This is a genomic window from Streptomyces sp. NPDC048111 (genome assembly GCF_043202815.1).
GTDB lineage: Bacteria > Actinomycetota > Actinomycetes > Streptomycetales > Streptomycetaceae > Streptomyces.
Map to the genome: position 1 here is coordinate 37,214 of NZ_JBIDBD010000041.1, position 10,452 is coordinate 47,665.

The 10,452-nt window shown below is 71.1% G+C and carries 11 protein-coding genes; 3 read left to right on the plus strand and 8 right to left on the minus strand.

Annotation, left to right across the window (positions count from 1 at the left end; genetic code table 11):
- Positions 1 to 78: 78 nt before the first annotated feature.
- The 4 genes from ACGF3I_RS33010 to ACGF3I_RS33025 form a co-directional block, all read right to left on the minus strand.
- Positions 79 to 483: a PPOX class F420-dependent oxidoreductase gene (locus ACGF3I_RS33010; protein WP_393138603.1), complete on the minus strand. Its 405-nt coding sequence runs from the start codon at positions 481 to 483 to the stop codon at positions 79 to 81.
- Positions 484 to 547: 64 nt separating this feature from the next.
- Positions 548 to 1,057, minus strand: coding sequence for a 2-C-methyl-D-erythritol 2,4-cyclodiphosphate synthase (gene ispF, locus ACGF3I_RS33015; protein WP_393138605.1), 510 nt, complete (start codon positions 1,055 to 1,057; stop codon positions 548 to 550).
- Positions 1,047 to 1,784, minus strand: coding sequence for a 2-C-methyl-D-erythritol 4-phosphate cytidylyltransferase (ispD, locus tag ACGF3I_RS33020; protein ID WP_393138607.1), 738 nt, complete (start codon positions 1,782 to 1,784; stop codon positions 1,047 to 1,049). The genes ispF and ispD overlap by 11 nt, the downstream gene beginning before the upstream one ends.
- A gap of 339 nt (positions 1,785 to 2,123) precedes the next feature.
- The gene (locus ACGF3I_RS33025) at positions 2,124 to 2,606 is read right to left on the minus strand and encodes a CarD family transcriptional regulator (RefSeq protein ID WP_003953493.1); all 483 of its coding nucleotides are present in this window, start codon (positions 2,604 to 2,606) and stop codon (positions 2,124 to 2,126) included.
- Positions 2,607 to 3,219: 613 nt separating this feature from the next.
- Between ACGF3I_RS33025 and ACGF3I_RS33030 the strand changes: the two genes are divergently transcribed.
- Positions 3,220 to 3,891, plus strand: a complete 672-nt coding sequence (locus tag ACGF3I_RS33030; RefSeq protein WP_393138609.1) for a DUF461 domain-containing protein — start codon at positions 3,220 to 3,222, stop codon at positions 3,889 to 3,891.
- A 91-nt stretch (positions 3,892 to 3,982) separates the two neighbouring features.
- Here ACGF3I_RS33030 and ACGF3I_RS33035 read toward each other — a convergent pair whose 3' ends face one another.
- Both ACGF3I_RS33035 and ACGF3I_RS33040 read right to left on the minus strand, forming a co-directional pair.
- Positions 3,983 to 4,663 carry a response regulator gene (locus tag ACGF3I_RS33035; protein ID WP_393138611.1) on the minus strand — a complete coding sequence of 227 codons (681 nt, stop codon included), beginning with the start codon at positions 4,661 to 4,663 and terminating at the stop codon, positions 3,983 to 3,985.
- Positions 4,660 to 5,982: a sensor histidine kinase gene (locus tag ACGF3I_RS33040; protein WP_393138613.1), complete on the minus strand. Its 1,323-nt coding sequence runs from the start codon at positions 5,980 to 5,982 to the stop codon at positions 4,660 to 4,662. Before ACGF3I_RS33040 ends, ACGF3I_RS33035 begins: the two co-directional genes overlap by 4 nt.
- A gap of 198 nt (positions 5,983 to 6,180) precedes the next feature.
- Between ACGF3I_RS33040 and phoU the strand changes: the two genes are divergently transcribed.
- A complete protein-coding gene (gene phoU, locus ACGF3I_RS33045) occupies positions 6,181 to 6,858 on the plus strand; it encodes a phosphate signaling complex protein PhoU (RefSeq protein WP_393138615.1) in 678 nt (225 codons plus the stop codon).
- 395 nt (positions 6,859 to 7,253) lie between these two features.
- On the opposite strand, the gene ACGF3I_RS33050 is transcribed toward phoU, so the two are convergent.
- Positions 7,254 to 7,667, minus strand: a complete 414-nt coding sequence (locus tag ACGF3I_RS33050) for a hypothetical protein (RefSeq protein WP_393138617.1) — start codon at positions 7,665 to 7,667, stop codon at positions 7,254 to 7,256.
- Positions 7,668 to 7,979: 312 nt separating this feature from the next.
- Positions 7,980 to 8,738 (minus strand): phosphoglyceromutase, encoded by a 759-nt coding sequence (locus ACGF3I_RS33055; protein WP_393138619.1) that lies wholly within the window; start codon positions 8,736 to 8,738, stop codon positions 7,980 to 7,982.
- A 175-nt stretch (positions 8,739 to 8,913) separates the two neighbouring features.
- Here ACGF3I_RS33055 and ACGF3I_RS33060 point away from each other — a divergent pair, with 175 nt between their 5' ends.
- Entirely contained in the window at positions 8,914 to 10,287 is a 1,374-nt protein-coding gene (locus ACGF3I_RS33060; RefSeq protein ID WP_393138621.1) for an MDR family MFS transporter, read from the plus strand.
- Positions 10,288 to 10,452: the final 165 nt, after the last annotated feature.

Below are 10,452 nucleotides of genomic sequence, written 5' to 3' on the forward strand. Positions count from 1 at the left end.
ACCAGGGTAGTGGGCCCATACCAGTGCCCCGCGACCCTTTACGGGCCTCGGGGCACACAATTTGGCGACTGTTGGGTGTCAGAGCATCCCGACGATCTTGTGCGGGGTGATCCGCACGACGACACGGGTGCCGTCGTTCACCGAGTCCGGGTTGAACTCCCGGTACTTCTTGCCCGAGTACTTCACCGACAGCTCGTCGATGAGTTCCTGGCCGCCCTCGGTCGTGAGTTCCGCGGTGCCCCGGATCTCGGCGTACGTGTACGGGGCGTCGAAGGGCTGGACGAGCACGGTGACCCGCGGATCGCGGCGCAGGTTCTTCTCCTTGCGCCGGTCCGCGGTCGTCGAGATGAGGACGTCGTCGCCGTCCCGCTTCACCCACACCGGGGACACCTGGGGGCTTCCGTCGGGCTGGATGGTGGCGATGTTGACGAAGACGGGGCTGTCGAGCAGCTCCTTGAGCTTGTCGCTGAGTGCAGCGGACACGGGGCGGTCCTTCCGGGAGGAGTCGGAATGGTCGCCTCCTCTACTACCCCACGGCGTCGCGTTTCTACGGCAACCGGTACACCATCGCCGTGGCGATCGCGGCGAGCCCTTCGGCACGGCCGGTCAGGCCGAGCCCGTCGGTGGTGGTGCCGGAGACCGAGACGGGCGCGCCGGCCGCGGCCGACAGCGCCTTTTGCGCCTCGTCGCGCCGCTTGCCGATCTTCGGGCGTACGCCGATGACCTGCACCGCGACATTGCCGATCCGGTACCCCTCGGCCCGCACGATCCGGGCGGCCTCGGCGAGCAGGGTCACACCCGACGCGCCGGACCACTCGGGGCGGTCGGTGCCGAAGTGGGCGCCGAGGTCGCCGACGCCGGCCGCCGAGAACAGGGCGTCGCACGCGGCGTGGGCCGCGACGTCACCGTCGGAGTGCCCGGCCAGGCCGTACCCGGCGTTCTCGGGACCGTCCCAGAGCAGCCCCGCGCACCACAGCTCGCGGCCCTGCTCGAAGGCGTGCACATCGGTGCCGATCCCGACGAGGGGGATCACCGGGGCGGGGGTCTCAGAAGCCATCGTTGGCCCTCCGTCGTGCGAGTACGGCCTCGGCGAGGACGAGGTCGAGCGGCCGGGTCACCTTGAAGGCCTCCTCGTGGCCGGGCACCACCACGACGGTCAGGCCGAGCTGCTCGATCATGCTCGCGTCGTCGGTGACGTTCTCGGTGACGCTCTCGTGGGCGCGCACCAGGGTGGCGTGGTCGAAGCCCTGCGGGGTCTGCACGGCGCGCAGCCGGGCCCGCTCGGGGGTGGCGACGACCGGCTCGGGCGAGCCGTCGGCGCGCGGCTCGACCTGCTTGACCGTGTCGGCGAGCGGGAGCGCGGGCACCACGGCGGGCGCTCCGTCGCGCACCGCCTCGATGACCGCGTCGACGGTGTCGACCGGGACCAGGGGGCGCGCCGCGTCATGGACCAGTACGGCGTCGAAGCCGGGCGGCAGCGCGTCGAGGCCGAGCTTCACGGACTCCTGCCGGCTCTCACCGCCGGGCACCACCAGCACGTCGGTGCGCTCCGGCAGGGCGTGCTCGGCGAGCAGGTGCTTGACCTCGGCCGCGCCGTCCGGCGGGGCCACCACCACGACCAGCGAGACGGACCGGGACGCGGCCATCGCCCGGACCGCGTGGATCAGCATGGGGGTGCCGCTCAGCGTGCGGAGCGCCTTGGGGGCACCCGGGCCGAGCCGTACACCGCGACCGGCCGCGGGGATCACCGCGGCGGTGCGGAAAGGGCGCGATTCGTCAGACAAGGTTTGTGTCCTCAAACGACATGGGTATGGCCTGGGAGTACCCCCGGCTCCCGGAGCCTGGGGGTGTGCCCGGCGCGACGCCCTGACCGGCCCTTCCGTGACGTCCGGTCAGGCGAACCGCCCGGGCCCGGCACACCGCACCGTGTGGATGTGAACGGTGCGGGCATGAGCGGTACGAGCGTGAACGGTGCCGGTGCGAGCGGGCCGGGGATACGAACATGCCGCAGCGCCCGGCGACGCAGCAGTTCTCACTGCTGGTCAGCGGGCACCACGGCAAAGCCGGGCATTCCGGGGCGGGCTTCCGCTTCGCGGGCGGTGTGGTCCCCGGAACTAACGGCGTCAGGACGCGAGAACCTCGTCGAGAAGGGCCTCGGCCTTGTCTTCGTTGGTGTTCTCCGCGAGGGCGAGCTCGCTCACCAGGATCTGGCGCGCCTTGGCGAGCATGCGCTTCTCACCTGCGGACAGACCCCGCTCGCGCTCGCGACGCCACAGGTCGCGCACGACCTCGGCGACCTTGATCACATCGCCGGAGGCGAGCTTCTCCAGGTTCGCCTTGTAGCGACGCGACCAGTTCGTGGGCTCCTCCGCATACGGCGCGCGCAGCACCTCGAAGACCCGGTCGAGCCCGTCCTGACCAACTACATCGCGGACACCGACGAACTCCGCATTGTCTGCGGGAACGCGCACAGTCAGGTCGCCCTGGGCGACCTTGAGCACCAAGTAGGTCTTGTCCACGCCTTTGATCTGGCGAGTTTCGATGGCCTCGATCAGCGCGGCCCCGTGATGGGGATAGACCACGGTGTCGCCAACCTTGAACGTCATGTGACAGGTACCCCTTCCGTGGCTATCCAGGGTAACACGGATACGGCTTCTTCTGAATGGCGTTTTCGCAGGTCAGGGCATATCTCGGGGCTTGACAACAGCGACAGGAACGTGCTGCGGAGGGCTTCCGGAAGGCGGTATTCGCAGGTCGGAGCAGCTGCGAAGGGCTTGCGAAACGCGTACGTTTCCCACCCGCCAGGGGCCTCCCAGGAGGCCGAACGTCCCGGTTTGCCGGGTTCCAGGCGGTGAACTTCATCTACTCCGTTCGGCGCTCGTTCACTCGTTCGGCCGCACGGGATTCTTTCCGGAATTGATCAACGAACAGCGTGGCCGGACCAGTCCGGAGGATTTTCGGTAAGGAATGTGTGGCGGCCCGGCCAATTGATCACCCGCCGATATGTGAACGGCGTGCGAATGACCTGGATGCGCGGGTGATCCACCCGACTTCCTCGGGCCGGTCCCCGGTAGGGGCGGGTCGGGTGCGGGGCGCGCGGAACGGCTCGGTAATCTAGGCCCGCTGACACACCCTTAGCCGGCCACCAGGCACGCGGCCGGCTGACCCGCAGCCCGTCCGAAGCAGTCCGTCTCGTACGTCCAAGGAGTTGCCGCCGCCGTGAGCCGCAGCCTTCGACGCGGCGCCCTCGCCGCTTCTGCCATCGCGTTCTCGCTCCTCTCGCTCTCCGCCTGCGCGGCGGGCAACAAGGCCCAGACCCTCGGAGTCAAGGCGGACAACGCCTACGTCACCGTCGGAGACATCAAGGTCCAGAACGCGACGGTCGTCACCCAGCCGAAGGCCGACGCCGAAGGCCCGGCCGTCGTCGCGGCGACCCTGTTCAACAACGGCGCGGACCCGCAGACCCTGGACTCCGTCCAGGTCGGCAGCGCCGCCGTCAAGCTCTCTCCCGCCAAGGGCGGCGGCGCCATCACCGTCCCGGCGCACGGCTCGGTCGTCATCGGCGGCAAGAACAACGCCTCCGCCGTCGTGGAGAACGGCCGCGAGGCGGCCAAGAACGGCGACGCGCAGAAGGTCACCTTCCAGTTCAGCAAGGCCGGCGCGGTGAGCCTGGAGGCGTTCGTCGTCCCGGCGACCAGCTACTTCGAGGGCGTCGGCCCCAGCCAGCTGCCCAAGCCCAAGGAGACCCCGGCGGGCGAGCCCAGCGGCGAGCCCAGCGGAAAGGCCTCCGGCTCGCCCTCCGGCACCGCCTCCCCGAACGCCGGCACCAGCGGCAAGCCCGCCGGCTCCGGTTCCCCGTCGCACACCGCGGGCACCGGCACGGGTCACTGACACCCGGCGAGCAGACGCAGCGACCACGAAGGAGGGCGGCCCCGGTCGGGGCCGCCCTCCTTCGTGTCGTTCCTCGTGCCTTCTCGCCGACCTACGGCTCGAACTTGTAGCCGAGCCCGCGGACCGTCACCAGATAGCGCGGCGCGCCCGGGTCCGGCTCGATCTTGGCGCGCAGGCGCTTGACGTGGACGTCGAGGGTCTTGGTGTCGCCCACGTAGTCCGCGCCCCACACCCGGTCGATGAGCTGCATACGGGTCAGCACGCGGCCCGCGTTGCGCAGCAGCATCTCCAGGAGGTCGAACTCCTTGAGCGGGAGGTCGACCTTGGCGCCCGAGACGGTGACCACGTGGCGGTCGACGTCCATCCGGACCGGGCCGGCCTCCAGGGCGGCCGGGGCGACCTCCTCGGGCTCGCCGCGGCGGCGCAGCACCGCACGGATGCGGGCGACCAGCTCGCGCGAGGAGAACGGCTTGGTGACGTAGTCGTCGGCCCCTATCTCCAGGCCCACCACCTTGTCGATCTCGCTGTCCTTGGCGGTCACCATGATGACCGGCACGTTGGAGCGCCCGCGCAGCTGGCGGCAGACCTCGGTGCCCGGCAGGCCCGGCAGCATCAGGTCGAGCAGGACCAGGTCGGCGCCGTTGCGCTCGAACTCGTCCAGGCCGTCGGGCCCGGTGGCCGCGATGGCGACCTCGAAGCCCTCCTTGCGGAGCATGTAGGACAGGGCGTCGCTGAAGGATTCCTCATCCTCGACGACGAGCACTCGGGTCACGGAAGGACCTCCGGGGCAGGAACGATGACTGGGGATTGAGGCACAGCGGATTGAGGCACAGCGGAACTGAAGGTCTCGTACGGGACGTCGTCGTCCTCGTCGACCGTGGCCGGGCCGCGCCCGGCGGAGCGGTCCCGTACGGCGCCGGCCTCCGGCAGCCGCAGGGTGAAGGTGGAGCCCTGACCCTCGGAGCTCCACACCGTGACCTCCCCGCCGTGCGAGGCGGCCACGTGCTTGACGATGGCCAGGCCGAGCCCGGTGCCCCCCGTGGCACGGGAGCGGGCCGGGTCCACCCGGTAGAAGCGCTCGAAGACGCGCTCGCGGTCCTTCTCGGAGATGCCGATGCCCTGGTCGGTCACCGCGATCTCGATCAGTCCCCCAGTACCGAAAGCCTGGGAGGTGCCCCCACCGCCGGGCGCCGCGATGCGCCGCGCCGCGATGCCGACCCGGGTCCTGGCCGGCGAGTAGTTGACCGCGTTCTCGACCAGGTTGCCGAGCGCGGCGGCGAGCTGGCCGCGATTGCCCCACACGTACAGGTCACCGGTGCCGCCGGAGGCCATGGTGATCTGCTTGGTGGAGGCGGGGTGGCGCGAGCGGTCCATGGCCTCGGCGACGAGTTCGTCGACGCGGACCGGCTCGGCGTCCTCCAGGGGGTCGTCGTTCTGGACCCGGGAGAGGTCGATGAGCTCCTGGACCAGATTGGTGAGCCGCGTCGCCTCGATCTGCATCCGGCCGGCGAAGCGGGTCACCGCCTCGGGGTCGTCCGAGGCGTCCATGACGGCCTCCGACAGCAGCGAGAGGGCCCCCGTCGGGGTCTTGAGCTCATGGCTGACGTTGGCCACGAAGTCACGGCGTACGGCTTCGATGCGGCGGGCCTCCGTGAGGTCCTCCACCAGGAGCAGCACCAGCCGCGAGCCGAGCGGGGCGACCCGGGCCGAGACCGCGAGGGCCTCGCCGCGGCCGGTGCCGCGCCGGGGCAGATCGAGCTCGACCTGGCGTATCTCGCCGTCGCGCCGGGTGTCGCGGGCCATGTGCAGCATGGGCTCCACGGCCAGCTTGCCGCCCCTGACCAGACCGAGCGCGTACGCCGCCGAGCTGGCCTTGACCACCGAGTCGCCCTCGTCGAGGACGACCGCGGAGGAGCGCAGTACGGACAGCACGGTGTCCACGCCCGGGGGCAGGACCGCGTCGGTGTGCAGGGACGTCCGGGTGGGCCGCGCCTGGTCGCGCTCGCTCCAGCGGAACGCCAGCATGGCGATCACGCCGGTGCACACCCCGGCGATCGCTGCCAATGCGGCAACCGCCGCGTTCACGTCCATGCGTCCAGGTTATGCGGGGCGCCGGGCACTCTCCCAGCCAAAAGGGTGGGCGCTCGAACGTTCGTCGCCCAGAGTTCACCGAGGTGACGGGGACGGTTCACTTCCTATGGCCGAGTCGGACGCGTAGCGGACCGAACGTGGGAGCGTGGGGGTCACAGGCACCCCCGGCCCCCGGAGACCGTTGAGAGAGGGACACCCATGCGGGACGCGTACCACGAGGAACTGGACTCGATCGGCGAGGGTCTGGTCGAGATGGCCCGCCTCGTCGGGTCGGCGATCGGGCGCGCCACCACGGCCATGCTCGACGCCGACCTCAAGCTCGCCGAGACCGTGATCGCGGCCGACCAGAAGGTCGACGACCTCCAGCACGATCTGGAGGCCCGCGCGATAGCACTGCTGGCCCGCCAGCAGCCGGTCGCCACCGATCTGCGGATCGTGGTGACGTCGCTGCGCATGAGCGCCGACCTGGAGCGCTCGGGCGACCTCGCCCAGCACGTGGCCAAGCTGACCCGGCTGCGCTACCCCGACCGCGCCGTGCCGCACGACCTGCACGCCACGATCCTGGAGATGGGCCAGCTCGCGCAGCGCCTGATGGCGAAGGCGGCCGAGGTCATCATCACCAAGGACGTCGACCTGGCGCTCCAACTGGAGCAGGACGACGACGAGATGGACCTGCTGCACCGCACCCTGTTCCAGCACCTGATGGACGACCGCTGGAAGCACGGCATCGAGACGGCGGTCGACGTGACGCTGCTCGGCCGCTACTACGAGCGCTTCGCGGACCACGCCGTGTCGGTCGCCAAGCGCGTGGTGTACCTGGTCACGGGCGAACACGCCGACGAACTCCAGGCGTCCGCGCCGATCGAGGGGGCGTGAGGGCGGGGGCGGCGGCCTGACGCCGGCCACGGTCCCGGCCGCGGGGGCGGGGCCCCCGGGCCGTCCGCCCCCAACAGGCTTGCGCACATGCGCCGTTGACACGCCCGCTTCCGTGGGCATGCAATGGGCGAAGGCTCGTCGCGTCTGGCTGACCCCGGGAGGGACCCATGGCCGATTCACCCACGAACGAACCACGCCGGGAAGCACCCGTCACACCCGTAGAAGTGCTCCGGCTCCCCCTGATCGGCGCGTGCGGCTGCGGCTCGGGCTGCGGGTGCGGCTGCCAGTCGGGCGCACCCTGCCAGTGCGGGGGCTGCTCCGGCTGACGGCGCCACTGCCCGCGTGAGGGGCCCCGCCCGTTCCCGGGCGAGGCCCCGATCTGCGTCCCTACGGGGTTACTTCACCGTGACGGTGACCGTCGGCGAGGTCACCTCGCCGTACTTGACCCGCAGTTCCTGCTTGCCCTTGTCGTTGAGCTTGGCGTCGAAGGTGTAGCTGCTGCCCTGCTTGACCGTGCCGCCGGCCTGCAGGGTCGTCCACTTGCCGCCCTTCTTGTGCTGGAGCACCAGCTTGCTGCCTATCGGCATGCCCTTGGTGCGGCCCGTGAAGGTCACCTTGTCGCCGGACTTCACCGAGGTCACCGAGGCCTTCACGGTGATGGAGCCGGACGCCGCGGAGGCGGACGGAGTGGGCTTGGGGCTCGCGGCGGCCCAGGCGAAGGTGCCGGCGCCGCCCCCGGCGAGCAGGCCGGCGGCCAGCGCCCCGGCCGCGAACGTCCGGACACAGCGGCTGCGCAGAGTGGCTTTCACGTCGTGGTCTCCCGTCGTGGCGAACCCCCCGAACGATGCGCCCCGCACGCGGCCGGACCGGAAGGGGTGGAGTGCCCGGGCCGCGCGGATCACGCGCCTTCGAGGCTATGCGGAGGGGGGCGGGTCGGCGACCGGAGAGCAACCGGCGCTCACGGACCGTGACGCACGGAGCCCCCCGCCGCGCCTGAGCGCGAGCGGGGGGCATCCAGCGAACCAGGTCGTCCCTTCACGGCAACGGGCGACAGGCCACGCCGCCGCCGGGGGCCACGCGAGGTGCCGACCCTTGAGTGGAGCGGATCGGAGCGGTCCGGGCTACTTCTTGCCCTGGTTCTTGACCGCCTCGATGGCCGCGGCGGCCGCGTCCGGGTCGAGGTAGGTGCCGCCCGGCTTGACCGGCTTGAAGTCGGCGTCCAGTTCGTACACCAGCGGGATGCCGGTCGGGATGTTCAGGCCCGCGATGTCGGCGTCGGAGATGCCGTCGAGGTGCTTGACCAGGGCGCGCAGGGAGTTGCCGTGCGCGGCGACCAGGACGGTCTTGCCGTCGAGCAGGTCCGGGACGATGCCGTCGTACCAGTACGGCAGCATGCGCGTGACGACGTCCTTGAGGCACTCGGTCTGCGGGCGCAGCTCCGGCGGGATCGTCGCGTACCGGGCGTCCTCGCTCTGCGAGAACTCCGTGCCGTCCTCGAGCGGCGGCGGCGGGGTGTCGTACGAGCGGCGCCACAGCATGAACTGCTCCTCGCCGAACTCGGCGAGCGTCTGCGCCTTGTCCTTGCCCTGGAGCGCCCCGTAGTGGCGCTCGTTCAGGCGCCAGCTGCGGTGCACCGGGATCCAGTGGCGGTCGGCGGACTCCAGCGCGAGCTGGGCGGTGCGGATCGCGCGCTTCTGGAGGGAGGTGTGCAGCACGTCGGGGAGCAGGCCGGCGTCCTTGAGCAGCTCACCGCCGCGCGCCGCCTCCTTCTCGCCCTTCGGCGTGAGGTTGACGTCCACCCACCCGGTGAACAGGTTCTTCTCGTTCCACTCGCTCTCGCCGTGGCGGAGCAGGATCAGCTTGTACGGTGCGTCGGCCATGCGTCCGAGCCTAATCGACGTCCGGAGGCCACCGCGCGCGCGGGGACCGAAGGGGCGGGGGCGTCTCGATTGACGGACGCCGTCAATTCGGTGGCCCCCGCAAGCGGCGCCCTTGTAACTTGCGAGCGTCGATCGCACCACTTACATGAGTGCCACAGTCCCCGGGGGAAGCCGTATGTCAGTCGCCAGTCTCAGGCGCGCCGCGCGAGAAACCGTCTCGGGTCTGCCCCGGGAGTTCTGGTGGCTGTGGACCAGCACCCTGATCAACCGGCTCGGGGCGTTCGTCGCCACGTTCATGGCCCTCTACCTCACCCTGGACCGGGGCTATTCGGCCTCGTACGCGGGGCTCGTGGCCTCGCTGCACGGGCTCGGCGGGGTCGTGTCGTCCATCGGCGCGGGCGTGATGACCGACCGGTTCGGACGCCGCCCCACGCTGGTCGTCGCGCAGACCGCGACCGCCCTGTCCGTCGCGCTGCTCGGCTTCATGACGGACCCGGCGGCCATCGCGGGGGTGGCCTTCCTGGTCGGGATGGCGAGCAACGCCTCCCGGCCCGCGGTGCAGGCGATGATGGCGGACATCGTGCGGCCCGAGGACCGGGTGCGCGCGTTCTCCCTCAACTACTGGGCGATCAACCTGGGGTTCGCCGTCTCGTCCATGACGGCGGGCTTCATCGCGCAGTACAGCTACCTGGCCGGCTTCCTCGGCGAGGCGACACTGACGATGGTCTGCGCGGTCGTGGTCTTCCTGAAGCTGCCGGAGTCCCGCCCGGTGCAGACGGCCGAGGAGAAGGTGGCGGAGCCTGCGATCGGCATCGGAACGGTGCTCAGGGACGGCCGTTTCATGGGTGTGGTCGGCCTGTCCTTCCTCATCTCCCTCATTTTCCAGCAGGGTTACGTGGGTCTGCCCGTCGCGATGGGCACGGACGGCTTCTCCAGCGCGGACTTCGGCCTCGCCATCGCGGTCAACGGCATCCTGATCGTGGCGGTGCAGATCCCGGTCACCCGCTACATCCAGCACCGCGACCCGCGCCGCCTCCTGATCATCTCGGCACTGCTCGCGGGGTACGGCTTCGGCCTGACGGCGTTCGCGGGTTCGGTCGCGGTGTACGCCCTGACGATCTGCGTCTGGACCCTGGCCGAAATCGTGAACGCCCCGACCCAGACGGGCCTGGTGGTCCGCCTCTCCCCCCTGCACGGCAGGGGCCGTTACCAGGGCGTCTACACGATGTCCTGGTCGGTGGCGGCCCTGGTGGCCCCCCTGATGTCGGGCTACGTGATCGACCACTTCGGCGCCCAGTGGCTGTGGGCCGCGTGCGCGGTGCTGGGGACGGGGGCGGGGGTGGGGTACTGGGCCCTGATGCGCGGCCTGACGCCGGAGCCCAGCACGCCGGCTCCGACGGGGGTGGGCAACGATTCGGCTCGGGTTGGCGGGGATACGTCTTCGGCTCCGGCCGGTGGGGCTATGGGTTCGGCTCCGGCCGGCGGGGCTGTGGGTTCGGCTCCGGCCGGCGGGGCGGTGGCTGCGGGGGCGGAGGCTTCGGCGGTTTGAGGGGCGAGGCCCCGCCCGGGGGTGCAGGGGGCGCAGCCCCCGCCGGGGTCAGAGGGGCGAGGCCCCGCCCGGGGGTGCAGGGGGCGCAGCCCCCGCCGGGGTCCGAGGGGCGGAGCCCCTCAGGGGGTCTGGGGCGCAGCCCCAGGGCCAGGCACCCTCCAACCC

What these genes read in the sequence shown, in the direction of transcription:
- ispF (WP_393138605.1), bottom strand. Translation starts at nt 1,057, where the DNA reads ATGGCTTCTGAGACCCCCGCCCCGGTGATCCCCCTCGTCGGGATCGGC.
- ACGF3I_RS33025 (WP_003953493.1), bottom strand. Translation starts at nt 2,606, where the DNA reads ATGACGTTCAAGGTTGGCGACACCGTGGTCTATCCCCATCACGGGGCC.
- ACGF3I_RS33040 (WP_393138613.1), bottom strand. Translation starts at nt 5,982, where the DNA reads ATGGACGTGAACGCGGCGGTTGCCGCATTGGCAGCGATCGCCGGGGTG.
- phoU (WP_393138615.1), top strand. Translation starts at nt 6,181, where the DNA reads ATGCGGGACGCGTACCACGAGGAACTGGACTCGATCGGCGAGGGTCTG.
- ACGF3I_RS33055 (WP_393138619.1), bottom strand. Translation starts at nt 8,738, where the DNA reads ATGGCCGACGCACCGTACAAGCTGATCCTGCTCCGCCACGGCGAGAGC.
- ACGF3I_RS33060 (WP_393138621.1), top strand. Translation starts at nt 8,914, where the DNA reads ATGTCAGTCGCCAGTCTCAGGCGCGCCGCGCGAGAAACCGTCTCGGGT.